We start from the raw sequence: 23,591 nt of genomic DNA on the forward strand, positions 1-23,591 counted from the left end.
AGCGCCTCCTGCAGCGTCTGCCCCCGCGCACCGCCACCCCACAGCAACCCGCCACCCATCGCCAGAAGAAGCAGCGCACCGCAGCGCGGGTAGGAGGAACGAGGCATGGGTCAGTCTCCAGCAGGTCGGGTGGAAGCGTTCGCAGGCCCTTTAGAAAACCGGGAACACTGCCGGATTTAAAGAGCGAAAGTCGCTTTCTGAGCAAAGCCTGGAAGCGCCGCCGTAGCGCAATCGAAGGCCGGCACCACGCTGAACACACCGCCGACGCGCCGGCCGATCACCGCGACGCCCATCTGCCCCGGCGGCCGCCGGATCGCCACGAGGCGGCCGCCCTCGGTCAGCTGTTCCGTCAGGGCGGGAGGAATGGCGGACACCTCGCCCTGAATCACGATCAGGTCGTAGGGCGCCGTGGCCGCGTGGCCCGCGGCAAGCGGGCCTTCCACGAACTGAACATGGCCAGGCGCCAGAGCGACCTCGCCCATCACCTCGCGCCCCACCGTCACCAGCGTGGCGCTTTCCTCAAGCGCCGTCACCCGGCCGCCCATCCGGGCCAGCAGGGCCGCGCCATAGCCGGTTCCGGCGCCGATCAGCAGCACCGAGTCGCCGCTGCGAATCTCCGCCAGTTGCAGAAGCCGCGCCAGCATCATCGGCTGCAGCAGAACGCGGCCCTCGCCCAGCGGCACATCCTCATCGGCATAGGCCCTGGGCACCATGTCCGCCGGCACGAAACGATGCCGGGGAAGGTCCAGCATGGCGGAAATGATGCGCGGGTCCGTGACCTTGTTCGGCCGGAGCTGCCCATCCACCATCCACTTGCGCGCTGCCCCGAAGTCCATCGCCTGCCGTCCTTGCTGTCTCACCGGGCGGACACGTCGCCCCTGGCCGTGCTTATAGGCGTGCCTATAAGCACGGCCAAGCGCAAGGCACTCTTGACCGGGGACGGCTGGCGCCCGATACACCGCCGCGGGGCCCGATGGCAGAGTGGTGATGCAGCGGACTGCAAATCCGCGTACGTCGGTTCAATTCCGGCTCGGGCCTCCAACTTGGACGTTAAAGCGGAACGATGATGAAGGCCTCTTGCAGGCCCCTCCCCGCCCCGCTATAGCGCCCGCCACACGCTGATCCCCGATAGCTCAGCTGGTAGAGCACGCGACTGTTAATCGCTAGGTCGTTGGTTCGAGTCCAACTCGGGGAGCCACTTCGGAAAGGGGATGCCTTCTGGGCATCCCCTTTTTCGTTGGCCTCATGGCCGGAGCCGCGCGGCTGCTTCAGGCGAAACCCAGCACAAGCGCCCGGCGCAAAACGTCGCCACCGGCGCCCGCCCGATCCTGTCAACCAGCACCAGATCGCCACGCAAGCCGCTCCGGATGGCACCGCGATCCGCGAGGCCCGCGGCCAGTGCCGGATTGGCGCTCACCAGGGCCCAGGCCGCGGGAAGATCGAGCCTTCCCCGGCCTTCCAGCACAAAGGCGGCCTCCAGCAACGCCGGCCAGACATAGTCGGAAGCCAGGACGCTCACCAGGCCGCGCTCCGCCAGATCCGCCGCGCTGGCCCAGCCGAGATGGCTTCCGCCCCGCACAACATTCGGCGCGCCCATCACCACCACCTCACCGGCGGCCCGCGCCTCGGCCGCCACCGCCTCCGCCATGGGGAATTCGCAGATGCCCACGCCCAGGGCACGGAAGGCGCGCCGCTCCTCGACCGTGGATTCATCGTGGCTGACCATGGGAATGCCGGCCGAAAGGGCGGCGGCCACCAGGCGGGCGCGAGCGGCCGGGATCTCGTCCCGCCGCGAGGCCGCCTGCCGCGCGAGGTGCCGCACCACCTCCGGCGCCACTCCGGCACGCTCGGCGTATTTGGCGCTTCCGGCTTCCGTTTCGAGCTTCCGCAGGATCGCGGGCGTATGGTCGTTGAAGGCGAGAAGATGGACTTCTCCCGCAGCGATGCGCCGGACCGCTTCATCCACCGCTTCCAGATTGTCCGCCTCGAACCGGAGATGCACCCGCAGATCCGCACCGCGTTCAGCCCGGATCTCCCCCAGGGCACCCAGCGCGGCGTGCCAGGCATCGATGGAGCGCAGGCCCGGCTCCCAGGACAGGGTGATGCCGAGAAAGGCCGTGGTGATGCCGGCCGCCAGCAACTGCGCACGCGAATCGCGCAAGGCCAGCGTGGCGGGCATCGTGACGCCGGGCCGGGGCTGGAACTGCCGTTCCTGCGCATCGCCATGAAGGTCCACGATGCCGGGAAGAACCAGAAGGCCCGTGGCATCAAAGCGCCGCGGACGATCCGCCTCCAAAGCGATCAGCCCTTCCCGCAGGAACACGTCGTCACGGCGGAGGACGCCTTCTCGCAGCACCATGCCGCCGCCGATGTGCCAAGCGCTCATGCCGGTTCCGCTCCCAGGCCGCCAACGAGGATCTGCACCCGTCCCGCCGCGTAGCGCGACATGGTGTAGTCGATCGGCCGTCCTTCCATGTCCTCGCTCAGCGCCTCGGCGATCATCACCGGGCGGTTGACGGATTGCTGCAAAAGCCCGGCTTCCTCCGCCGTCGGCAGCCGCGCGGTGAGGCGTGTCCAGGCCCGGCGGTAATCCGCCACGCCGAGGGCCACCAATGCGCGGGTGACGGAGCCATGGCCGGCCAGCGCCTCCGGCAAGGCGGCGAAGCGCGGCAGGGCGAAATGGTGCCGCCCCAGCACCACCGGCCGATTGTCGGCGAGGCCCAGCCGCTCCACGGCCAGCACCGGCTGGCCGGGCGGGATGCGAAGCGCCTCGGCCGTGGCGCTGTCGGCCCGCACCTCCTGCGCACTGAGGACGCGGCCTTCCGGCTCGCGGTTCTGCGCGCGGATGACTTCCGAGAAGCGCGTGCGGGGGCCGAGCGGATAATCCAGCACGTCCTCCGCCACAAATGAGCCGCGCCCCTGCTCGATGCGGAGCAGGCCGCGTGCGGCCAGCGAGTCCAAGGCGCGCCGCACGGTGTGCCGGTTCACGCCGTGCCGGGCAGAGAGAACTGCCTCGGTCGGCAGGCGGTCACCCGGTGACAAGGCGCCGCCGGCAATCTCCGCCTCCAGGTGCCGCGCGATCTGGCGCCAAAGGGCCAGGCCTTCCCGGCGCGAAAGCGCCGGCGGTTGGTTTGCCACTGCGTCGGAGTTGGCTGTCATCGAAACTTCAAGCTCATGCATCCCGGAGCGTGCCACTTTCGGATTGACGCTTAGGCGTTCGGACATCTAGTCGTCTAGACAAATCTTCGGCTGAATGCCCTGAGGTACCCGACGCCATGTCATTTTCCGTTTCCGAGCGGCAGCGCTGGATGGCCGTCCTCGCCCGCGCATCCCTGGACGAACTGCGAACCTGCCTCGATGCGGCATCGCCGCTGCCTCCGCATAGGCGGCTGCGCGGCCCGGAAACGGGATTGATCATGCTGCGCGGCCAGGCCGCCGCCGTTGGCGACCGCTTCAACCTGGCCGAGATCACCGTGACGCGCTGCGCCGTCAGCCTGGAAGGCGGCACCGTGGGCCATGCCTATCTGAGCGGGCGGGACGCGGCCCGCGCCGAACTGGCCGCCATTCTGGATGCGCTGCTGCAGGACGATGCAACCAAGCCGGCCTGGATGGCCGCCGTGATCGAGCCCTTGGCCGCCATCCAGGCCGAGAACGAAGCGCGGCAGCGCCGCAAGGCAGCCGCGACCAAGGTGCAATTCATGACCATGGCGACCACCCGATGATGCGGCCCGGCTTCCATGATCCGGTGCCGGAGGCGCAAGGCTGCTTCCGTGCCATGCTGGACGCGATGAGCCGGCCCGGCCGCGTCCACACCCTGGATGTGGCGCTGGACGCGCCGCCGCCGCTCGCGCCGGCCACGGCCGCCGTGCTGCTGACACTGGCGGATGCTGAAACAAGCCTGCACCTGATGCCGGATGGCGCCGCCGCGGGCGATTGGGTGCGCTTCCATTGCGGCAGCGCCCCGGCCTCCTTGCCGGAAGCCAGCTTCGTGCTGTCGCTGGGCATCCACCCTCCGCTGTCGGCATTGCGGCAGGGCAGCGAGGAAGCGCCCGAACAGGGCGCCACCCTGATCTGCCAGGTGCGCTCCCTCACCGAAGGGGAAGGCTGGCGCCTCGCCGGTCCCGGCATCCGCGACTTTCATCATCTGCGGGTGGAAGGACTGGCTGCGGACTTCCTTCAGCAATGGGCGGCGCAGCGTCCGGCCTTTCCGCGCGGGGTGGACATCATCCTCTGCGCCGGCCGCCAACTGGCCGCCCTGCCCCGCACCGTCACCATCGAGGAGGGCTGAGCGATGGCCTATGTTGCGGTCAAAGGGGGCGAGGCCGCCATCGCCAACGCGCATGGCTGGATGGCGGAGCGGCGGCGCGGCGATCCGGAGGTTCCGGCGCTGTCGACGCGGCAGGTGGAGGAACAGCTCGGCCTCGCGGTGGATCGCGTGATGGCGGAAGGCGCCTGCCACGACCGGGGCCTCGCGGCACTGGCGATCAAGCAGGCCCAGGGCGACCTGATCGAGGCGGCCTTTCTGCTGCGCGCCTACCGGACCACATTGCCGCGCTTCGGCCATGCGGCGCCTCTCGATACTGGCGCCATGCGCGTGCAGCGCCGCATATCGGCGGTGTTCAAGGACCTGCCGGGAGGCCAGTTGCTGGGGCCGACGCTCGATTATACCCACCGCCTGCTGGATTTCGCCCTGGCGGCGGAAAAGGAGGCGCCGCCCGAACCCGCGGCCGAGATCCCCGGTGATGCAGCGGGCCGGTTGCCGCGCGTGGCCGATTTCCTGGTGCGCGAGGGCCTGATGCGCCGCGAGGCGGATTCCGGGCAGGAGCCGCCCGACCTGACGCGCGATCCGCCGGACTTCCCGGCTTCCCGCGCCGCGCGGCTGCAGAACCTTGCGCGGGGGGATGAGGGCTTCCTGCTTTCCCTCGGCTATTCCACCCAGCGAGGCTACGGCAACAACCATCCCTTTGTCGGCGAGATCCGGCAGGGCAAGGTGGCGGTACGCTTCACCCCGCCGGAGCTTGGCTTCGAGATCGAGATCGGCGCCATCACCGTGACGGAATGCGAGATGGTGAACCAGTTCCAGGGCTCGAAATCGGAACCGGCGCAGTTCACCAGCGGCTACGGGTTGGTGCTCGGCCGCGGCGAGCGCAAGGCCATGTCCATGGCGCTGGTGGACCGCGCCCTGAAGGCCGGCGAATTGGGCGAGGACCGGACGGCACCTGCGCAGGACGAGGAGTTCGTCCTCATGCATTCCGACAACATCGAGGCCACGGGCTTCGTCGAGCACCTGAAGCTGCCGCATTACGTGGATTTCCAGAGTGAGCTGGAAGTGATCCGCCGCATGCGGAGCACCGCCGGCACCTCTGCAACGGGAAGCGAGGCATGAGCCACGATCCGGGCTACAATTTTGCCTATCTGGACGAAGGCACCAAGCGGATGATCCGCCGGACGCTGCTGAAGGCAGTGGCGATCCCCGGCCATCAGGTGCCGTTCGGCGCGCGCGAGATGCCCCTCCCTTATGGCTGGGGCACCGGCGGCATCCAGGTCACGGCCAGCATCCTGGGTCGCGACGACACGCTGAAGGTGATCGACCAGGGGGCGGACGACACCACCAACGCCGTTTCCATCCGCCGTTTCTTCGCCCGCGTCGCGGGTGTGCGGACCACCACCCGCACCGCGGAGGCGACGGTGATCCAGACCCGCCATCGCATCCCCGAGGCGCCGCTGCGGGAAGGCCAGGTGATCGTCTACCAGGTGCCGATGCCGGAGCCGCTGTTCCGCCTGGAGCCGCGCCTGGCCGAAACGCGCCGGATGCATGCCCTGGCCGATTACGGCCTGATGCATGTGAAGCTTTACGAGGACATCGCGCGCCACGGCCATGTCAGCACCGCCTACAATTATCCGGTGATGGTGGGCGGGCGATACCTGATGTCCCCCTCGCCCATTCCGGCCTTCGACAATCCGAAGATGGACCACATGCCGGCGCTTCAACTGTTCGGCGCGGGTCGCGAGAAGAAGATCTACGCGGTGCCACCCTATACCAGCGTGCGCAGCCTTGATTTCGAGGATCATCCGTTCCGCCCACACCGCGCCGACGGCACCTGCGCCTTCTGCGGCGCCCGCGATAGCTATCTCGACGAGGTGGTGTGCGACGACCAGGGCAGCAGGATGTTCATCTGCTCCGACACCGATTACTGCGAATCACGCTGGGAGCCGGAACAATGAGCTTTCCACTTCTGGAAGCGCAGGGCCTGATTTTGCGCTTCGGCACCACTACCGCCCTCGATGATGTCGGCATCGCTGTGCATCCAGGGGAAGTGGTCGCCATTGTCGGGGAATCCGGGTCCGGCAAATCCACCCTGCTGCGGGTCCTGTCGGGGCAGCTGGTCCCTGCCGCCGGACAGGTGACCTATCGCGACGCGCAGGGCCAGCCGCATCTTCTGCACGAGATGGGGGAAGCCGCGCTGCGCCGCCTGATGCGCACCGACTGGGGCTTTGTTCACCAGAACGCGCGCGACGGGCTGCGCATGGGGGTTTCGGCCGGCGGCAATGTCGGCGAAAGGCTGATGGCGATCGGCGCCCGCCATTATGGCGATATCCGCGCCCAGGCCACGGAATGGCTGCGCCGCGTCGAGATCGACGAGGCGCGCATCGACCACCTGCCCCGCACCTTTTCCGGCGGCATGCAGCAGCGCCTGCAGATCGCTCGGACCCTGGTTTCCCGGCCCCGCCTGGTGTTCATGGATGAGCCGACCGGCGGCCTGGACGTGTCGGTGCAGGCGCGCCTGCTCGACCTGATCCGCGGCCTCGCATCGGAGTTGAACATCGCCGTGCTGCTGGTCACCCATGACATCGCGGCGGCCCGGCTGCTGGCGCACCGCCTGATGGTGATGCGGCATGGCCGCGTTGTGGAGCAAGGCCTGACCGACCGGGTGCTGGATGATCCGCAGCACCCTTATACGCAGCTTCTGGTTTCATCGGTGCTCGCGGCATGACTCGTTTGCTTTGGACGGAAGGCCTGGGCAAGACCTTCCAGCTGCACCTGCAAGGCGGTCTTCGCATGCCGGTGCTGGAAAATGTGCAGATGGTGGTCGAGGCCGGCGAATGCCTGGCCCTTTCCGGCCCGTCCGGTGCCGGAAAATCCACCCTGATGCGCTGCCTGTACGGCAATTACGGCGCTGACCATGGCCGGATCTGGATCCGCCATGAGGGGGCCGATCTTGAGCTGAGCGCCGCCGATGCCCGCGCCGTGCGGGAGGTCCGCCGCCGGAGCCTCGGCTATGTGTCCCAGTTCCTCCGCGTCATTCCCCGCGTTTCCGCCCTCGACATCGTGGCCGAGCCGGTGATCGCCCAGGGCGTCGCCCGCGCTGAGGCGTTGCGGCGCGCAAGCGAGCTGTTGATCCGCCTGAACCTGCCGGAACGCCTGCACGGATTGCCGCCGGCCACCTTCTCGGGCGGCGAGCAGCAGCGGGTGAACCTGGCCAGGGGCTTCGCGCCCCGGTACAGCGTGATGCTGCTGGACGAGCCGACCGCCAGCCTCGACGCCGCGAACCGCGAGGCCGTGATACAACTCGTCCAGGAGGCCCGCGCCGCCGGCACCGCGCTGGTGGGCATTTTTCATGATACCGATGTGCGCGACCGCGTCGCCACTCGCCTGTTCCACGTCCAGCCGATCCGGGAAGCCGCATGACCACCGAGACCATCCTGACCAATGCGCGACTTGTGCTGCCGGAGGAAGTCCTCGACGGCACGCTGGTGCTGCGCGGCGGGCAGATCGCTGAGGTGCAGCCAGGGCGCAGCCGGCTTGCCGCGGCGCTGGACCTGGATGGGGATCATGTCATCCCCGGCGTTGTCGATGTGCACACCGACAATCTGGAGCGGCAGGTCCAGCCGCGCAGCCTGGCGCGCTGGCCTTCCCGCTCCGCCTTTCTGTCGCATGACGCGCAAACCGCCGCGGCTGGCGTCACCACCGTGCTTGACGCGCTCTGCCTCGGCGATCTCGGCTTCGATGCCGAGCGGACCGAAACCTTCCTGAACGCCGTGAAGGACCTCGACGCGCTAGAGCAGACCGGCCTGCTGAAAAGCGAGCACTTCCTGCATCTGCGCTGCGAGCTTCCGGCGCCGGATCTGCTGCCGCTGCTGGAAACCGTGGCTGACCATCCGGCGGTGCGCATGGTCAGCCTGATGGACCACACGCCGGGCGTCGGCCAGTATGTGGACATCGAGCGCTACCGGCAGATGCGGCTGCGCGGCGGCAAGTCCATCGCGGAGATCGACCGCCGGATCGGCGAGCTGGTGACGCAGCGTGAAAGGCTGCGCGGACCGCAGCGGCGCGCCCTGCTGGAAAGGCTGGCGTACCGGCACCTGCCCCTGGCCAGTCATGATGATTGGCAGGAGGCCGAGATCGCCGAGAACGCGGCGGACGGCATCCTGATCTCCGAATTCCCTGTCTCGATGATGGCCGCGCAGGCGGCGCGCCGGCATGGCATGAGCATCATCGCCGGCGCGCCCAACATCGTGCGCGGCGGCAGCCATTCCGGCAATGTGGCGGCCTCGGATCTGCTGGACCGGTCCCTGGTGGATGTGTTCGCCAGTGACTATGTGCCGCCCGCCATGATCGAGGCGGTGTGGCAGGCCTCCGCCCGGATCGGGCTGCCGCGGGCCGTCGCCACGATCACGGATGCGCCCGCCCGCATGCTGGCCATGACCGATCGCGGACGGCTGGAGCGGGGGTTGCGCGCCGACCTGGTTCGCATCCGGCCCCTGGGAGCGCTGCCGGCGATCCGCGCAGTATGGCGCGGCGGGGAGCGCGTGGCATGACGGCACGCCTCGCGCTCTACTGGGCACCCGAACTCAGCGATCCGCTGCATGACGCTGCCTCCGCCTGGCTCGGCCGGGATGCCGAGACCGGCGCCGACCGGCAACAGCCGGAGATTTCCGGGCTCGACCTGCGGGAAGCTGCGGCCGATCCGCGGCGCTATGGCTTCCACGCCACGTTGAAGCCCCCTTTTCGCCTGGCGAACGGTTATGCGGCGGCGGCGGATGCGGCAAGGGCGCTGGCGGCGGGCACGGCGCCATTCCGCCTGCCGTCCCTTTACGTCGCGGATCTGGACGGCTTTCTGGCCTTGCGGGAAACGGAGCCCTGCCCTGCTCTCCAGGCCTTCGCCGATTCCTGCGTCACGGAACTGGATGCGCATCGCGCGCCGGCAACAACGGATGAGATCCGCCGGCGCAGGCCCGAGAGGCTCAGCGCGGCCGAGCGCCAGCATCTGGAACGCTGGGGCTATCCTTATGTCTTCGGGAAGTGGCGCTTCCATCTGACGCTGTCGCGGCGCTTGTCCGGCCCGGAGATGGCGTTGCTGAAGCCGCAGGCGGAAGCGTATTTCGCATCCGTCGCGGCGCAGCCGCGCATCGTGCGCGAGCTTTGCCTTTTCACGCAGGCCACGGCCGACGCGCCCTTCCTGATCGCGGAGCGCCTGCCGCTCGGTGGCGGCGCCTGATGCGCTATCGCGGCAGGCAGTCCATCAACGCGTCGACCAGGGCCGCAGCGCCCTGCTCCGGCGTTGAATCATTGTTGATGACCCTGACATCGAGACCCTGCGGCAGCACCGCCTGACGTTGCAGCCGCAGGGCGATGCTGTCCGCATCCTCCCGCCCCCGCTGCCGCAGCCGTTCCATCAGAAGGGCGGGTGATGCGGTGACCTGCAGAACACGAAGCCGGTAGCGAGCCGGCGTGGTGGCAAGCACCGTGCGGGACAGGTTGGCCACCACGACGCAGCCTTCGCTCAGCGCCGCTTCGACCGAAGCGGGAATGCCGTAATGCAGCCCGTGCGCCTGCCAGTGCAGCGCCAGGCCGCCGGACCGGCGCAGCGCCTCGAATGCTTCCTCACTGACCGGCTCATGGTCCTCGGCGCCGTCATGCACAGCGGCTTCAGCCGGACGGGTGATCAGCCGCCGGGCGAAAACAAAGCGGGCATCCTTCGCGAGGTTGCGGCGCGCCGCCGACAACAGCGTGTCCTTTCCGGCGCCGGAGGGACCAACCACCGCAACCAGCCTGCCTGCCATGCCTATGCCTCCGTGCCATGCCGGATGGTTCTCGGCGCGCCGGTCGCCTGACGCAACCGGCACCGGTGAAGGGGCATAATTCTTCACAACAGATTCATGAAGCGCTCGCTTAACGCAGCGTCTGCGGCTCCTCCTCCGCCCAGTCCCTCAGCAGGGTGAATCCGACGGCCAGCAGAACAGGTCCGAGGAACAGGCCCAGGAAGCCGAAGGCCAGAACACCGCCAAGCGCCCCAAGGATGGTGAGCAGCAACGGCAGATCGGCGCCACGGCTGATGAGCCATGGGCGGATGACGTTGTCCACGCTGCTGATGCCGAATGCGCCATACAACAGAAGGAAGACGCCCCAGCCGGCGGAACCCTGGCCGAACAGCCACAATGCGGCCGGCAGCCAGACCAGCGGGGCACCAACCGGAAGCACGGAAATGGCTCCCGCGATCACCGCCAGCAGCACCGGCTGCGGCACGCCGGCGATCCACAGGCCAAGGCCGGTCAGCACGCCCTGCGCCAGGGCGGTGCCCAGCAGGCCATAAACGACGCCCAGCGTGACATTGGCCGTCAGCTGGATCAGGCGCCGGCCCTGGGGGCCCGCCATGCGCTCCACGATGGCTTCCACGCCGGCGGCCATTCGCGGGCCATCGCGGTAGAAAAAGAAGGACAGAAGGATGGCCAGCACCAGCTCCGCCAGCCCGGACAGGATCGCCAGCAGAACAGCCAGGGCCTGCTGCGCGATCACCCCGGCATAAGGGCGCAGGAAGCTGGTCACCGGACTGAAATCCAGTTGCAGCGACGCCCACCACCCTTCCAGATAGGTGCCGATCCAGGGAATGCCGCCCAGCTTGTCGCCAAGTCCGGGCAAGCCATCCGCGACCAGGCCTTCGACGCTGGCGCGCAACCCCTGAACATCTTCCGCGCTGACCGGCGCCGCCAGCAGGATCGGCAATCCCACCAGCAGCATCTCCAGCGTCACCATCGCCAGCGCCGCCAGCGTCGGCGTCAGGCCCAGGTGATCACGCAAGGTGCGGAAGGCGGGCCAGGTGCAGAAGGCGAGAATCGCCGCCCACAGCAAGGCCGAGATGAATGGCTGCAGCACCAGCAGGCAGCCGCCCAGCAGCGCGGCCAGGGCAGCCAAGCCCAACAGGCGTGCAGGCCGGAGCATGCGGTCCCGCGCGGAGGATGAGGAGGTCATGGCGTCATTGTTGCCCCAGCCGGCACAGCCGCGCCAGCGGATCGGCGGAGGAACATGGGCGGCGAGGCTTGCGCTCCCGCGCCCGGCGGTTAGCGTAGCCGCACCAGGAACAAGCATCGCCGGCAACGGCTCCGCTCCGGACGTTCAGCAAAAGGGAAAGGAAAGCCTTCAATGAAGATCGGCTTTATCGGCCTTGGCATCATGGGGCGCCCCATGGCGGGCCATCTGCAGGCGGCGGGCCACCAGATCAACGTCCCCGACCGCGCCAGCCTCACGCCGGACATCCGCAGCGCCTTCTCGGTTCAGCCGAACGCCGCGGCGGTGACGCGGGAGTCGGAGGTGGTGATCCTGATGCTGCCCGACACGCCGGATGTCGAGCAGGTGCTGTTCGGCCAGGATGGCGTTGCCGAAGCGCTGCGTCCCGGGCAGTTGGTGATCGACATGAGCTCGATCAGCCCAACCGCAACGCGAAGCTTTGCCGACAAGATTTCCGAAAAAGGCTGTGAATATCTTGATGCGCCGGTATCCGGCGGCGAAGTCGGCGCCAAGCAGGCAAGCCTGACCATCATGGTCGGCGGCCCTGCCAAGGCTTTCGAGCGCGCCCTGCCGCTGTTCCAGGCGATGGGCAAGAACATCACGCTGATCGGGGAAGAGAATGGCGCCGGCCAGACCTGCAAGGTGGCCAACCAGATCGTTGTCGCCCTGACCATCGAAGCCGTCGCCGAGGCGCTGGTCTTCGCCAGCAAGGCTGGTGCCGATCCCGCCAAGGTCCGGCAGGCGCTGATGGGCGGCCTGGCCACATCCCGCATCCTTGAACTGCACGGTGAGCGCATGATCAAGCGCACCTTCGATCCGGGCTTCCGCATCAACCTTCACCAGAAGGATTTGAACCTGGCGCTGCAATCCGCGCGTGAACTCGGCGTCGCGCTGCCGAACACCGCCTCGGCGCAGCAGCTCTTCTCCGCCTGCGTCGCGGCTGGCCATGGCGGCCTGGATCATTCGGGACTCGTAAAGGCCCTGGAAGCCATGGCGTCCCATGAAGTGGGCAGCGTGGGCTGAAAGCTGGCTCACCACAGGAGCAGCGTGCAGGATTTGCAGGAAAGATACGCCATAGGGTGAGTAAGGCGGATTTATGATTGCCAACCAAGCGCGCTGACCGCATTTTCAGACAGAGGCCTGTTGGCGAGATTCTTGATCCCGCCGGGCTTGTCCTAGGTTGATATCGACAAAGAGGTGTCATGCGGTTCGCCGATATCGGCCAGCAATTGCGGGCCTACCGTCTCGAGTCAGGATTGCGGGCGGAGGAAATTGCCGCCCGCCTCGGCGTCTCGCGCGCGGCACTTTACAGGTACGAGAAAGGCGAGGTCATCAAGCTGGACACGATCCGGCGGCTGGCTGAGCTGCTGAAGATCTCGCCCCTTTCGCTTCTGGGCATTGGCGTTGAATATTTTTCCCGGCCTATCGCGTTCCAGGAAAGGTTGCGGCAGGTCGAGGAGCAATCCGACCAAATTTTGCAGGTCGGTGACGCGGTCTGCTACCAGACCACAACCGATGCCTTTGACGGCGCATTGGCCGAAGCCTGGGCGGAGGCCGCCGACAATGCCGGCGAGCGCGTCGCGGCCCGCGCCGCGGCCGATCAGGCGATGGGCTTGCTGACCGCCCGCAAGAAGCTGCACCAGTCACGCCGCGCCAACATTATTGCCATGCTTTCGGAAGCTTCGCTGCGCCGCTTCCTGACGGAAGGCGTCGCCGGCGGCCTGGCTTTGTCGGAACGCACGCGCACGCGCTGCCGCCTGGCCGCCCGCGCCGAGGCGGAAAGCATCGCCACCCTGATGGAAAGCGTTCCCATCGGGCTTCAGGTCGGCCTTCTGGCGGTGGAGCCGGCGGGGAACTTCATGGTGATGCGCGGGCGCGAACGCGCGCATGTCTGCACCAGCCCCTTCCCCGCCGACATGACGGCTTCCCAGATCACGGGCGTCGGCACCATCACGGCGGCGGATGAAGCCGTCAGCGTGCATCAGCGCGTTGCCGAGGCAGCCTGGCGTAACGCATTGAAGGGGCCTGCCGCGGCGGCGCGCGTTCGCGACCTGATCCGCGAGATCGGGCCGCGCTGACCGGGCGCGAGGCGGCTAGTTGAGGGCCATCCGCGCTTCCACAACATCATCATCCGCTTCCGGGCGGGTGATGCTGAAGCCCAGGGCACGGACGAACCCGATCATCGGGCGGTTATCCGCCAGGATCTGGCCGGTGATCGACTCCAGGCCCTGGCTCCTCGCCCATTCGATCAGGCGTTCCATCAGGTGGCGTCCAAGCCCCTGCCCCTTCCAGCTGGGCAGGGTCACGACGGCGAATTCGCCGTCATTGCGCCCCGGCTCCCGGATCAGCCGCGCGACGCCGGCTGTCCGTGACGTTTCACCGGGACGGGCCTCGATCGCCACAAACGCCATTTCGCGGTCATAGTCGATCTGGGTCATGCGGGCGATCTGCGCGGGCGGCATTTCCTTCAACTGGTTGAAGAAGCGCCAGCGGACATCCTCCGGCGCCAGGCTGCGGAATGCCTCGGCATGGGCCGCGGCATCTTCCGGCCTGATCGGCCGCACCATCAACTGCCGGCCATCGCGGGCGGTCCAGGGCCGCGCCAGTTCCGCCGGATAAGGCGGAATGGCGAGCAGCGAGACGCTACCCTCCGGCCGCAGCCGGGCGGACGCGTCCAGCACCATCGCGCCCTGCGCATCAGCCAGGAGCGGGTTGATGATCAGATCCTCGATCGCCGGGAAATCGATGGCGATCTGCGACAGGCGCACCGCCGTGTCGACGATCAGCCCCGTATCGATGGCCGGATGGTCGCGGAAGCCTTCCAGCAGGCGGGCGCCCCGGGTCCGCCGGATCATGGCCAGGGCCAGGGTGCGGTTCAGCGGCGGCAGGTCATAAGCGACATCGGGCTCGAAATCCGATGCGGTGCCGCCCCTGCCATAGCTGATCCAGGGGCCGAACATGGGATCGTCCCCCAGGTGGAAGCGCAGCTCATGCCCACGCTGGGTGCCGCCTGCCAGCCTTTGCACCAGGAAGCCGTCCAGCCTCGCATCGGGCCGGGCTGCCTTCACCTGCGCCAGCATGTGGGTGGCGGTGGCGCGGAGGCTGCTCACATCCTTGATGCCGAGCACCACGCCGCCGACCTCCGTCTTGCGTGGCAGGTCCGGGCTCAGGATCTTCAGCACCACCGGAAAGCCGATCTGCATGGCGGCTTTCACGGCCTCGGCGGGGCTGCGCGCGGGCAGGCCGGGAACAACGGCCTGCCCATAAGCCTGCAGGATCTGGAGGACCTCTAACTCGTTCAGGTCCCGGCGGCCCTCGGCGCGGGCCGTGTCGATGATGCGGCCCACCTCGGTGCGGTCCGGCTCCAGCTCCAGGACATCGCGGGCCGGAAGCTCGGCGGCGGCGGCACGGTTGCGGCGGTCCGCCGCGAGGTGCAGTGCCCCGCGGATGGCTGCCTCCGGCGTGGAGAACACCGCGATGCCATTCTCCGACAGGCGCCGCTGCGCGGAAGCGGCACCGGCCTCGCCCAGCCACCCCACCAGGATCGGCGCGCCGCGATTGGCCTTTGTCGCGGCCGCCATGGCGGAAGCCGTCGCCTCGCTGTCCTGCCCGATGGTGGGCGCATGGACCACGATGACGGAATCGACGCCCCGCACCGTGGCCAACAGGCTGGCGGCCTCGGCCAGGCGGTGGCTGCGCTGAGGAGGCAGGACCAGGGGGTTGCCGAGGCTGGCGGCAGGCTGGCCGAGCATCAAGGCCAGCGACTCCCGCACCCCTTCATCCCATTCCGCCAGATGGCCGCCGCCCTGCAGGGCCGCATCGGCCGCGAGCTGTGCCGGCCCCTGGCCATTCGCCACGATGGCCAGCCGGTCACCAGCCAGGGTGCTTTGGAAACGGCCCTGGCTCGGCTTCAGCCGGGCCAGCGTTTCGGCGGCGGACAGCAGGTCCTCCAGCCCCGAGACGCGCAGCACGCCGGCGCGGCGCAACGCTGCTTCCATGACCGCGTTGGCGGCGCCGCTCAGATCCGCCTGCCGGCCGCCTGGGCGGATCGCCACGACCGGCCGCGTCCGCGCGGTTGCCCGTGCGGCCGAGATGAACATGCGGCGGTTCTTGATCCGCCGCAGGTCCAGCAGCACGGCGCCGGCCTGCGCATCGCGCGCCAGCCAGTCGAGCGAAAGCGCGAAGCCGAGACCAAGATTGGTGCCGAGGCCAATGATGTGGCTGAAACCCAGTTCCTCGCCGGCCGCCCAGTCGATGATGGTGCGCGCCAGGGAAGACGACTGGGTCAGCAGGGCCAGCCGCCCCGGCCTTGGCGCGATGTGGCTGAGGCTGGCGTTCAGGCCGATGGCAGGCAGGCAGATGCCGAAGCTGTGGGCCCCCAGCACGCGGACCCCCGTCCGCTCGGACATGGCGGCCAGATCGGGCGCGGCCACCGGCACGATGGCGGCGAAGCAGCCCCGCGCCGCCAGGTCCATCATGGCTGGCTCCTGCGCCTCCGGCGGCAGGCACAGCACCGCAAGGTCCGGCGCTTCCGGCAATTGCGCGATGCAGGGGGCTGGCTGCAGCCCTGCCGCGGCCAGCCCGACGCTGTGCAGGCTGCCCTGGAAACCCCCGGCGGCCAGGTTGGCGGCCAGCAGCGCCGCCTCCGGCAGGGTCGGGTCGGCCACCAGCACGACGCTGCCTGGCCGGAACAGGGCGGCCTCGCGGAAGCCGGATTGCCGGCGTGGAAGGGCAAGCGGAAGTTCCATGAGGCTGGGTGTGGCCCGGCCATGCCCTGACCGCAACACGAACTCACATGCGGATGGCTGGAAACTGCGCTCCAGGCGCGGTAGAGCGGCGTCAATTGCCGCGGCGGCCTGTTGCGGGCGTGATGGGACCTTGGGTTGCCGCGCCGTAATGCCGCCCTTATAGCCCACACCGACGCCCGAGAGGTTCTTGACCTTGGCCACGATCGCCACGCTCCCCGACGCCGCCGACAACCCCGCCATCGCGGCGCAGGAAAAGATCCTTTCCCTGCCGCTGACCGAGGTCCGGCGGATGGCGGACGCCATCCGGGTTCTTGCGATCGATGCCGTGGAACAGGCTAAATCCGGCCATCCCGGCATGCCGCTGGGCATGGCGGACGCCGCCACGGTGTTGTTCAGCAAGTTCCTGAAATACGACGCCGCCGACCCGCGCTGGGCCGACCGGGACCGCTTCGTGCTGTCGGCCGGCCATGGCTCGATGCTGCTTTATGCTTGGCTGCACCTGTCGGGCCATGCCGGCATGGCGATGGATGACCTGAAGCGCTTCCGCCAGCTTCACTCGGTCGCTGCCGGCCATCCGGAATATGGCGAGCACCCGGCCATCGAGACCACCACCGGCCCGCTCGGCCAGGGCCTGGCCAATGCCGTCGGCATGGCGCTGGCGGAGCGCCATCTGGCCGCCCGCTTCGGCAAGAGCCTGGTGGATCACCGGACCTGGGTGATCGCCGGCGATGGCTGCCTGATGGAAGGCATCAGCCACGAGGCCGCCTCGCTCGCCGGCCATTTCGGCCTGTCGAAGCTGTGCGTGCTGTGGGACGACAACGGCATCTGCATCGACGGCGAGGTCAGCATGACCTCCTCCGATGACGTGCTGAAGCGCTTCCAGTCCTATGGCTGGGCCGTGAAGCGGGTGGACGGGCATGATCCGGTGGCCGTGGAAAAGGCGCTGGAAGGCGCCGTGCGCAGCCGCAAGCCCACCTTGATCGCCTGCCGCACCATCATCGGCTTCGCGGCGCCGACCAAGGCCGGAACCGCCGGCAGCCATGGCAGCCCCCTCGGCGCCAAGGAGGCCGATGCGGCCAAGCAGGCGCTGGGCTGGAACGCCGCCCCCTTCGAGGTGCCCGAGGACATCAAGGCCAATTGGGAGGCCGCCGGGCGGCGCTCGGCCGGCACCCGGCGTTCCTGGCTGAAGCGGCTGGCCAACCACCCGCAGAAGGCCGAGTTCGAGCGCGCCATGGCCGGCAAGCTGCCGGAAGGCTGGCATGAGGCGGCCGCCGCCTATCGCCAGCGCGTCGCCGAGGAGAAGCCCAAGGCTGCGACGCGGGTTTCCAGCCAGAAGGCGCTGGAAGTGCTGGTGCCGGCCATTCCAGAGTTGGTGGGCGGCTCCGCCGACCTGACGGGCTCCAACAACACCAATGTGCGGGGCATCCCCGTGCTCTCGACCGCCAATTTCGGTGGCCGCTACGTCCATTGGGGCATCCGCGAGCACGGCATGGCCGCCGCCATGAACGGCATGGCGGTGCATGGCGGCATCATCCCCTATTCCGGCACCTTCCTGGCCTTTGCCGACTACATGCGGCCCTCGATCCGCCTGGCGGCCCTGATGCGGGCGCGGGCGATCCATGTGCTGACGCATGACAGCATCGGCCTGGGCGAGGACGGCCCGACCCATCAGCCGGTGGAAACCCTGGCGAGCCTGCGCGCCATTCCGAACGTCGCGGTGTTCCGCCCGGCGGATGCGATGGAAACCGCGGAATGCTGGGAACTGGCTGTGCAGCGGGCCGATGGCCCCTCCGTCCTGGCGCTGTCCCGCCAGAACCTGCCGGCGCTGCGGCAGGAAGCGGGCGAGAACCGCTCCGCCCGCGGCGGCTATGTGCTGGCCGAGGCTTCGGGCCCCCGCAAGGCGACCCTGATTGCCACGGGCTCCGAGGTGCAGCTCGCCATGGCCGCGCGCGAGGCGCTGGAGGCGGATGGGGTGCCCGCCGCCGTGGTTTCCCTGCCGTGCTGGGAACTGTTCGCCCTGCAGGATGAGGGCTATCGTGAAAGCGTGCTCGGCACGGCGCCGCGCATCGGCATCGAGGCCGCGATCAGCTTCGGCTGGGATCGCTGGCTGGGTGCGGACGGGGTGTTCATCGGCATGACAGGCTTTGGCGCATCGGCACCGGCCGAGGATCTTTTCCGGCATTTCGGCATTACTGCCGAGGCCGTGGTCGCCGCGGTTCGCCGCAAGCTGGCCTGATACGGCTTGCCCACCCCACAGAGAGTGAGAAGGGAACGATACAATGACTGTTAAGGTCGCGATCAACGGGTTTGGACGTATCGGGCGCCTGGTGCTGCGCGCCGCCTGCGAAGCGGGCCGCGATGACGTCGAGTTCGTCGCCATCAACGACCTTGGCTCGGTCGAGGCCAATGCCCACCTGTTCCGCTATGACAGCGTGCATGGCCGCTTTCCCGGCGAGGTGATCGTCGAGGGCGACAGCATCACCATCAAGGCCCATGGCAAGACCTGGGGCCCGATCAAGGTGACGGCCGAGCGCGACCCGACCAAGCTGAAGTGGGACGGCGTGGACATCGCGGCCGAGTGCACCGGCATCTTCACCGCGCGCGAGAAGGCGCAGGTGCTGCTCGGCACCGGCGCGCGCAAGGTGCTGATCTCCGCCCCCGGCGAGAACTCGGACAAGACCATCGTCTTCGGCGTCAACCACAAGACGCTGACGGCCGAGGACAAGATCGTGTCCAACGCCTCCTGCACCACCAACTGCCTGGCGCCGGTCGCCAAGGTGCTGCACGAGAAGTTCGGCATCGAGCGCGGCTACATGGTCACCATCCATGCCTATACGGGTGACCAGAACACGGTGGACACGCTGCACAAGGACCTGCACCGCGCCCGCGCGGCGGCCGTTTCCGCCATCCCGACCTCGACGGGCGCCGCGAAGGCCGTGGGCCTGGTGCTGCCGGAGCTGAAGGGCAAGCTGGACGGCACCGCCATCCGCATCCCGACGCCGAACGTGTCGCTGGTGTCGCTGGACTTCGTGCCGGCCAAGACCGGCGTGACGAAGGAAGAGGTCAACGCGGCGATCAAGGCGGCGGCCGAAGGCGAGTTGAAGGGCATTCTCGGCTACAACACCGAGAAGCTCGTCTCGATCGACTTCAACCATGATCCGCATTCCTCCACCTTCGATGCCACGCAGACGCAGGTGGTCGATGGCGGGCTGGTGCGCATCATGTCCTGGTACGACAATGAGTGGGGCTTCTCCAACCGCATGAGCGACACCGCCGCCTATCTCGGCAAGCTCTGAGGCGGGGCGCGGCAGATGGCTCGCTTCCGGACCCTCGATCAGCTCGAACCCGCCGGAAAGCGGGTTCTGCTGCGCGCCGACCTGAACCTGCCGGTGCGCGACGGCAAGATCACCGACCTGACGCGCATCGAGCGTCTGGCGCCCACCATCCGTGAACTGGCGGACAAGGGCGCCAGGGTGATCGTGTGCAGCCACTTCGACCGCCCCAAGGGCAAGCGCGTGCCGGAGATGTCGCTGAAGCCGATGGCCGAGGCGTTGTCCAGGGTGCTCGGCAAGCCGGTCGCCTTCGCCGATGACTGCGTGGGTCCGGCGGCCGAGCAGGCTGTCGCGGCGCTGAAGGATGGCGAGGTGCTGGTGCTGGAGAACACCCGCTACCACGCTGGGGAGGAGAAGAACGACCCGGCGCTGGTGGAGGGGCTGGCGAAGCTGGCGGATGTGTTCGTCAACGACGCCTTCTCCGCCGCGCACCGCGCGCATGCCAGCACCGAGGGCGTGGCCCGCAGGCTGCCGGCCTATGCCGGCCGGCTGATGCAGGCGGAATTGGAAGCGCTGGATGCGGCGCTTGGCAGCCCCGCCCGGCCGGTGGTGGCCATTGTCGGCGGCGCCAAGGTTTCCACCAAGCTCGACCTGCTCGGCAATCTGTCGAAAAAGGTCGATGTGCTGGTGATCGGCGGCGCCATGGCCAACACCTTCCTGGCCGCGCAGGGCAAGTCGATGGGCAAGTCGCTGCAGGAAGGCGAGATGCACGAGACCGCGCTGCGCATCCTGGACGAAGCGAAGGCCGGTGGCTGCGAGATCCTGCTGCCTGAGGATCTGGTTGTTGCGGAAGCCTTCGCCGCCAACGCGCCGCATCGCACGGTGCCGACCGATGCTGTGCCTGCGGAGATGATGGCGCTCGATGTGGGGCCCGCCACGGTTGCCGCTGTTGAAGCGCGGCTGAAGAAGGCTTCAACCCTGGTCTGGAACGGCCCGTTCGGGGCCTTCGAGATCGCGCCCTTCGACACGGCCACGGTTCAAGTGGCGCAAACGGTCGCGGGACTGACCACCTCGGCCGGGCTGAAGAGCATCGGCGGCGGCGGCGACACCGTTTCGGCTTTGCGTCATGCGGGCGTGATCGACAGGATGACCTATGTGTCCTCCGCCGGCGGCGCGTTCCTGGAATGGCTTGAAGGCAAGACCCTTCCCGGCGTGGCGGCTCTGGAAACCGCCTGAACTCCAAGCAACGGCTCCTCCAATCTTGGCGGAGCCGTTGTTCTTCTGGCCCCTGGGGGTAGCGGGAAGCCGCACAAGAGGCCACATTTCGCGCATCGATGACTCGCAAGGAGATGCGCGATGTACAAAGACGTCCAGCTTCATATCAACGGACGGTGGCGCGCGGCGACCGGCGGTCGCACCATTCCTGTTCTGAATCCGGCCACCGAAGAGCAGATCGGCACGGTTCCCCATGCCAACGAAGCCGACCTCGATGAGGCGCTGGCTGCCGCCGAGCGCGGCTTCCACACCTGGCGGAAGGTTTCGGCGTTCGACCGCTCCAAGCTGATGCGCAAGGCTGCCAATCTGTTGCGCGACCGCGCTGACGACATCGCCCGCCTTATGACGATGGAGCAGGGCAAGCCGTTGCCCGAGGCGCGGATGGAAACCCTTGCCGCTGCCGACACGATCGACTGGTTCGCCGAGGAAGCGCGCCGCGCCTATGGCCGCGTGATTCCCGCAAGGGCCGAGGGTGTGTATCAGCTGGTGGTCAAGGAGCCTGTCGGTCCGGTTGCCGCCTTCACGCCCTGGAACTTCCCGATCAACCAGGTTGTCCGCAAGCTGTCGGCCGCGCTGGCCACGGGTTGCTCGATCATTGTCAAGGCGCCCGAGGAAACCCCGGCCTCGCCGGCCGAGCTGATCCGCTGCTTCCTGGATGCCGGCCTGCCGGATGGCGTGGTTGGCCTCGTCTATGGCGTGCCCGCCGAAATTTCTTCCTACCTCATCCCGCACCCGACCATCCGGAAGGTGACCTTCACCGGCTCGACGCCGGTGGGCAAGCACTTGGCCGAGATGGCGGGCAAGTACATGAAGCGCGTCACCATGGAACTGGGTGGCCATGCACCCGCCATCGTGTTCGACGACGCCGATGTGGAGCATGCCAGCAAGACCCTCGCCGGCAGCAAGTTCCGCAATGCCGGCCAGGTCTGCGTTTCGCCCACGCGCTTCCTGGTGCAGGAAAAGGTGTTCGACCAGTTCGTTGATCAGTTCGTCGCCCATGCCAAGGCCGTCCGCGTCGGCAATGGCTTGGAGGACGGCGTGCAGATGGGGCCACTGGCCAATGACCGCCGCATCCCCGCCATGGAGACCCTGGTTGCCGATGCGCGACAGAAGGGAGCGGAGATCCGCACCGGTGGCAACCGCATCGGCAACAAGGGCTATTTCTATGAGCCCACCGTCATCACGGGCCTGACGCGCGAGATGCGCGCCATGAACGAGGAGCCGTTTGGCCCGCTGGCGCTGATGGTGCCCTTCAAGGACTTCGATGAGGTGGTGGAGGAGAGCAACCGCCTTCCTTTCGGCCTTGCCGCCTATGCTTTCACCAAGTCGGCGAAAACCGCAAATGCCATCGCTTCCCAGGTGGAGACGGGCATGATGACCATCAATCATCTGGGCTTGGCGCTGCCGGAGGTGCCGTTTGGCGGCATCAAGGATAGCGGCTACGGCTCTGAAGGTGGTTCCGAGGCTATCGAGGCCTACCTGAACACGAAGTTCGTGACCCAGGCCGGCATCTGATGTCAGTTGCGGCCCCGGCATGAGCCGGGGCCGTTATTGCTCGGTGGTTGTTTCGCGGCTGACGAGAACCTTGTCGATCCGACGTCCGTCCATGTCCACGATCTCGAAGCGCCAGCCGGACCAGACGATGCGGTCCCCTTCCCGCGGCACCCGCTGCAACAGCAGCAACATCAGACCAGCAACCGTGTGATAGCTGCCATCGCCCGGCAGTTCTGGAAGTTCGAAGCGGGACCTGAGTTCATCACTCGGCATCATACCGTCCAGCAGGACGCTTCCATCGTGTCGATGAACAAGCCCGCTGACCTGTGGCACTGAAATGGGTCCCAGTTCTCCAACAATGGCTTCCAGAAGGTCGGACGCGGTGACCACGCCTTCAAAGCTGCCATACTCATCCATGACCATGGCGATACCGAGTGGATCGGTACGAAGGCGCGCCAGTGCATCGAGCGCAGGCAAGTTTTCAGGCAGGATGATCGGTGTCTGCAGTGCTTCGGCCAGATTCATCGGCTGTCCCTCCAACGTCTGATCCAGCAGATCCTTGGCAGCGACAATGCCAACGACATTGTCGATACGACCGTCCGCCACGACAAACCGGGTGACGCGGCTGGCGCGGAGACGCGTTGCAAGTTCCTGTTGATCGGCACTGCGGTCAATCCAATCGACTTCCGTCCGTGGCGTCATCAATGCGCGGATCGGCTTGTCTGCCAAACGCAGGACGCGTTCGATCATTTGCCGTTCTTCGGTTTCCAGTGCGCCTGCTTCCGCGCCCTCGGCCACGGCGGCCTTTACTTCCTCTTCCGTAATGGTTGAGGCTACGGGATGGCTTGCGCCGAGCAGATTCAGAACCAGGGCTGATGATCGCGAAAGCAGCCAGATCATCGGCGCGGCGATACGAGACAGTAGAGCCATGGGCGGCGCCACCAGTACCGCAACGGCTTCCGGGTCGCGCAGGGCCAGTTGCTTCGGTACAAGCTCACCCAGGATCAGAGAAAGATAGGTGATCCCCAGCACAACCAAGCCGAGGGAGATCTGAGCGGCGTAAATTTGCAAGCCCGGTACGACTGCCAGGACTTCGGCAAGGCGCTGCGCGACGCCTTGCCCAGCGAAAGCCCCAGCCAAGACACCAACCAATGTGATTCCAACTTGAACGGTCGGCAGAAAGCGCTGAGGATCTTCGGTTAAGGACAGGGCGGTGCTTGCTCCGCCTCGCCCGGCACGCTGCATAGCCAAAAGTCGTGTGCGGCGCGCAGATACGATTGCCAGTTCGCTCATCGCGAAAATGCCATTGAGCAGCACCAGCAGCAGGATAATGGCGATTTCGATTATAAGACCCATCGGGAATCCCACTGCCACGTTCTTGGAAGACAGTGTTTGTAGCGGCTGTGCCTTAGATGGTCATCCAGTCGTAGTACTGATTAAGACGGCCTGATTTGGGTTACGTTTGTTGGTTGGTTTTGGCTGGCTTTGGACATGGGAACGCCGCCTGCGGAGTGT

The 23,591-nt window shown here is 67.5% G+C and carries 21 protein-coding genes and 2 tRNA genes; 16 read left to right on the top strand and 7 right to left on the bottom strand.

The features are described from left to right. Positions 1–176: 176 nt before the first annotated feature. On the bottom strand, positions 177–836 hold the full coding sequence (locus F0Q34_RS19830) for a protein-L-isoaspartate O-methyltransferase family protein (RefSeq protein WP_149814066.1): 660 nt from the start codon (positions 834–836) through the stop codon (positions 177–179). 131 nt (positions 837–967) lie between these two features. Between F0Q34_RS19830 and F0Q34_RS19835 the strand changes: the two genes are divergently transcribed. Beyond that, positions 968–1,041: transfer RNA gene (locus F0Q34_RS19835), tRNA-Cys, on the top strand. An 81-nt stretch (positions 1,042–1,122) separates the two neighbouring features. Next, a tRNA-Asn gene (locus F0Q34_RS19840) sits at positions 1,123–1,198 on the top strand. A 45-nt stretch (positions 1,199–1,243) separates the two neighbouring features. Here the strand turns inward: F0Q34_RS19840 and F0Q34_RS19845 are convergent. Further along, a complete protein-coding gene (locus F0Q34_RS19845) occupies positions 1,244–2,386 on the bottom strand; it encodes an alpha-D-ribose 1-methylphosphonate 5-triphosphate diphosphatase (protein ID WP_149814068.1) in 1,143 nt (380 codons plus the stop codon). Continuing rightward, complete coding sequence (phnF, locus tag F0Q34_RS19850) at positions 2,383–3,159, bottom strand: phosphonate metabolism transcriptional regulator PhnF (protein WP_149814069.1); 777 nt, start codon at positions 3,157–3,159, stop codon at positions 2,383–2,385. Before phnF ends, F0Q34_RS19845 begins: the two co-directional genes overlap by 4 nt. A 116-nt stretch (positions 3,160–3,275) precedes the next feature. Here phnF and phnG point away from each other — a divergent pair, with 116 nt between their 5' ends. From phnG to F0Q34_RS19890, 8 genes are read left to right on the top strand one after another with little or no spacing between them, the layout of a single operon-like run. Continuing rightward, positions 3,276–3,722: a phosphonate C-P lyase system protein PhnG gene (gene phnG / locus F0Q34_RS19855; RefSeq protein ID WP_149814070.1), complete on the top strand. Its 447-nt coding sequence runs from the start codon at positions 3,276–3,278 to the stop codon at positions 3,720–3,722. After that, positions 3,719–4,288 (top strand): phosphonate C-P lyase system protein PhnH, encoded by a 570-nt coding sequence (gene phnH / locus F0Q34_RS19860; RefSeq protein WP_241665597.1) that lies wholly within the window; start codon positions 3,719–3,721, stop codon positions 4,286–4,288. Before phnG ends, phnH begins: the two co-directional genes overlap by 4 nt. Before the next feature lie 3 nt (positions 4,289–4,291). After that, positions 4,292–5,386, top strand: coding sequence for a carbon-phosphorus lyase complex subunit PhnI (locus tag F0Q34_RS19865; RefSeq protein ID WP_149814071.1), 1,095 nt, complete (start codon positions 4,292–4,294; stop codon positions 5,384–5,386). Then, positions 5,383–6,225 (top strand): alpha-D-ribose 1-methylphosphonate 5-phosphate C-P-lyase PhnJ, encoded by an 843-nt coding sequence (locus F0Q34_RS19870; protein ID WP_149814073.1) that lies wholly within the window; start codon positions 5,383–5,385, stop codon positions 6,223–6,225. Before F0Q34_RS19865 ends, F0Q34_RS19870 begins: the two co-directional genes overlap by 4 nt. After that, positions 6,222–6,995, top strand: coding sequence for a phosphonate C-P lyase system protein PhnK (phnK, locus tag F0Q34_RS19875; protein ID WP_149814074.1), 774 nt, complete (start codon positions 6,222–6,224; stop codon positions 6,993–6,995). Before F0Q34_RS19870 ends, phnK begins: the two co-directional genes overlap by 4 nt. Then, the gene (gene phnL, locus F0Q34_RS19880; protein ID WP_149814075.1) at positions 6,992–7,690 is read left to right on the top strand and encodes a phosphonate C-P lyase system protein PhnL; all 699 of its coding nucleotides are present in this window, start codon (positions 6,992–6,994) and stop codon (positions 7,688–7,690) included. The genes phnK and phnL overlap by 4 nt, the downstream gene beginning before the upstream one ends. Beyond that, a complete protein-coding gene (locus F0Q34_RS19885) occupies positions 7,687–8,820 on the top strand; it encodes an alpha-D-ribose 1-methylphosphonate 5-triphosphate diphosphatase (protein WP_149814076.1) in 1,134 nt (377 codons plus the stop codon). Before phnL ends, F0Q34_RS19885 begins: the two co-directional genes overlap by 4 nt. Then, positions 8,817–9,500, top strand: a complete 684-nt coding sequence (locus F0Q34_RS19890) for a DUF1045 domain-containing protein (protein ID WP_149814078.1) — start codon at positions 8,817–8,819, stop codon at positions 9,498–9,500. The genes F0Q34_RS19885 and F0Q34_RS19890 overlap by 4 nt, the downstream gene beginning before the upstream one ends. Positions 9,501–9,504: 4 nt before the next feature. Here F0Q34_RS19890 and phnN read toward each other — a convergent pair whose 3' ends face one another. Next, positions 9,505–10,065 (bottom strand): phosphonate metabolism protein/1,5-bisphosphokinase (PRPP-forming) PhnN, encoded by a 561-nt coding sequence (gene phnN / locus F0Q34_RS19895; protein WP_149814079.1) that lies wholly within the window; start codon positions 10,063–10,065, stop codon positions 9,505–9,507. Positions 10,066–10,174: 109 nt separating this feature from the next. Beyond that, a complete protein-coding gene (locus F0Q34_RS19900) occupies positions 10,175–11,251 on the bottom strand; it encodes an AI-2E family transporter (RefSeq protein ID WP_149814081.1) in 1,077 nt (358 codons plus the stop codon). Between the two features lie 171 nt (positions 11,252–11,422). Between F0Q34_RS19900 and F0Q34_RS19905 the strand changes: the two genes are divergently transcribed. Both F0Q34_RS19905 and F0Q34_RS19910 read left to right on the top strand, forming a co-directional pair. Then, on the top strand, positions 11,423–12,310 hold the full coding sequence (locus F0Q34_RS19905; protein WP_149814082.1) for a 2-hydroxy-3-oxopropionate reductase: 888 nt from the start codon (positions 11,423–11,425) through the stop codon (positions 12,308–12,310). 179 nt (positions 12,311–12,489) lie between these two features. After that, a complete protein-coding gene (locus F0Q34_RS19910) occupies positions 12,490–13,365 on the top strand; it encodes a helix-turn-helix domain-containing protein (RefSeq protein ID WP_149814084.1) in 876 nt (291 codons plus the stop codon). Between the two features lie 15 nt (positions 13,366–13,380). Here F0Q34_RS19910 and F0Q34_RS19915 read toward each other — a convergent pair whose 3' ends face one another. Beyond that, positions 13,381–16,035, bottom strand: coding sequence for a bifunctional acetate--CoA ligase family protein/GNAT family N-acetyltransferase (locus F0Q34_RS19915; protein WP_149814085.1), 2,655 nt, complete (start codon positions 16,033–16,035; stop codon positions 13,381–13,383). Between the two features lie 289 nt (positions 16,036–16,324). Between F0Q34_RS19915 and tkt the strand changes: the two genes are divergently transcribed. The 4 genes from tkt (at position 16,325) to F0Q34_RS19935 (ending at position 22,097) form a co-directional block, all read left to right on the top strand. Next, a complete protein-coding gene (gene tkt / locus F0Q34_RS19920) occupies positions 16,325–18,271 on the top strand; it encodes a transketolase (RefSeq protein ID WP_241665598.1) in 1,947 nt (648 codons plus the stop codon). 43 nt (positions 18,272–18,314) lie between these two features. Beyond that, positions 18,315–19,331, top strand: coding sequence for a type I glyceraldehyde-3-phosphate dehydrogenase (gap, locus tag F0Q34_RS19925; RefSeq protein WP_149814088.1), 1,017 nt, complete (start codon positions 18,315–18,317; stop codon positions 19,329–19,331). Between the two features lie 15 nt (positions 19,332–19,346). Then, positions 19,347–20,543: a phosphoglycerate kinase gene (locus tag F0Q34_RS19930; protein ID WP_149814089.1), complete on the top strand. Its 1,197-nt coding sequence runs from the start codon at positions 19,347–19,349 to the stop codon at positions 20,541–20,543. 120 nt (positions 20,544–20,663) lie between these two features. Beyond that, complete coding sequence (locus F0Q34_RS19935; protein WP_149814091.1) at positions 20,664–22,097, top strand: NAD-dependent succinate-semialdehyde dehydrogenase; 1,434 nt, start codon at positions 20,664–20,666, stop codon at positions 22,095–22,097. A gap of 33 nt (positions 22,098–22,130) precedes the next feature. Here the strand turns inward: F0Q34_RS19935 and F0Q34_RS19940 are convergent, their stop codons facing one another. Continuing rightward, a complete protein-coding gene (locus F0Q34_RS19940; RefSeq protein ID WP_149814092.1) occupies positions 22,131–23,432 on the bottom strand; it encodes a hemolysin family protein in 1,302 nt (433 codons plus the stop codon). Between the last annotated feature and the right edge of the window lie 159 nt (positions 23,433–23,591).

Source organism: Teichococcus oryzae (genome assembly GCF_008386565.1).
Taxonomy (GTDB): domain Bacteria; phylum Pseudomonadota; class Alphaproteobacteria; order Acetobacterales; family Acetobacteraceae; genus Pseudoroseomonas; species Pseudoroseomonas oryzae.

What these genes read in the sequence shown, in the direction of transcription:
- phnL (WP_149814075.1), top strand. Translation starts at nt 6,992, where the DNA reads ATGACTCGTTTGCTTTGGACGGAAGGCCTGGGCAAGACCTTCCAGCTG.
- F0Q34_RS19915 (WP_149814085.1), bottom strand. Translation starts at nt 16,035, where the DNA reads ATGGAACTTCCGCTTGCCCTTCCACGCCGGCAATCCGGCTTCCGCGAG.
- phnG (WP_149814070.1), top strand. Translation starts at nt 3,276, where the DNA reads ATGTCATTTTCCGTTTCCGAGCGGCAGCGCTGGATGGCCGTCCTCGCC.
- F0Q34_RS19900 (WP_149814081.1), bottom strand. Translation starts at nt 11,251, where the DNA reads ATGACCTCCTCATCCTCCGCGCGGGACCGCATGCTCCGGCCTGCACGC.
- F0Q34_RS19890 (WP_149814078.1), top strand. Translation starts at nt 8,817, where the DNA reads ATGACGGCACGCCTCGCGCTCTACTGGGCACCCGAACTCAGCGATCCG.
- gap (WP_149814088.1), top strand. Translation starts at nt 18,315, where the DNA reads ATGACTGTTAAGGTCGCGATCAACGGGTTTGGACGTATCGGGCGCCTG.
- F0Q34_RS19930 (WP_149814089.1), top strand. Translation starts at nt 19,347, where the DNA reads ATGGCTCGCTTCCGGACCCTCGATCAGCTCGAACCCGCCGGAAAGCGG.
- F0Q34_RS19885 (WP_149814076.1), top strand. Translation starts at nt 7,687, where the DNA reads ATGACCACCGAGACCATCCTGACCAATGCGCGACTTGTGCTGCCGGAG.
- F0Q34_RS19905 (WP_149814082.1), top strand. Translation starts at nt 11,423, where the DNA reads ATGAAGATCGGCTTTATCGGCCTTGGCATCATGGGGCGCCCCATGGCG.
- phnN (WP_149814079.1), bottom strand. Translation starts at nt 10,065, where the DNA reads ATGGCAGGCAGGCTGGTTGCGGTGGTTGGTCCCTCCGGCGCCGGAAAG.
- tkt (WP_241665598.1), top strand. Translation starts at nt 16,325, where the DNA reads ATGGCGGACGCCATCCGGGTTCTTGCGATCGATGCCGTGGAACAGGCT.
- F0Q34_RS19940 (WP_149814092.1), bottom strand. Translation starts at nt 23,432, where the DNA reads ATGGGTCTTATAATCGAAATCGCCATTATCCTGCTGCTGGTGCTGCTC.
- phnK (WP_149814074.1), top strand. Translation starts at nt 6,222, where the DNA reads ATGAGCTTTCCACTTCTGGAAGCGCAGGGCCTGATTTTGCGCTTCGGC.
- phnF (WP_149814069.1), bottom strand. Translation starts at nt 3,159, where the DNA reads ATGACAGCCAACTCCGACGCAGTGGCAAACCAACCGCCGGCGCTTTCG.
- F0Q34_RS19865 (WP_149814071.1), top strand. Translation starts at nt 4,292, where the DNA reads ATGGCCTATGTTGCGGTCAAAGGGGGCGAGGCCGCCATCGCCAACGCG.
- F0Q34_RS19910 (WP_149814084.1), top strand. Translation starts at nt 12,490, where the DNA reads ATGCGGTTCGCCGATATCGGCCAGCAATTGCGGGCCTACCGTCTCGAG.
- F0Q34_RS19935 (WP_149814091.1), top strand. Translation starts at nt 20,664, where the DNA reads ATGTACAAAGACGTCCAGCTTCATATCAACGGACGGTGGCGCGCGGCG.
- phnH (WP_241665597.1), top strand. Translation starts at nt 3,719, where the DNA reads ATGATGCGGCCCGGCTTCCATGATCCGGTGCCGGAGGCGCAAGGCTGC.
- F0Q34_RS19845 (WP_149814068.1), bottom strand. Translation starts at nt 2,386, where the DNA reads ATGAGCGCTTGGCACATCGGCGGCGGCATGGTGCTGCGAGAAGGCGTC.
- F0Q34_RS19870 (WP_149814073.1), top strand. Translation starts at nt 5,383, where the DNA reads ATGAGCCACGATCCGGGCTACAATTTTGCCTATCTGGACGAAGGCACC.
- F0Q34_RS19830 (WP_149814066.1), bottom strand. Translation starts at nt 836, where the DNA reads ATGGACTTCGGGGCAGCGCGCAAGTGGATGGTGGATGGGCAGCTCCGG.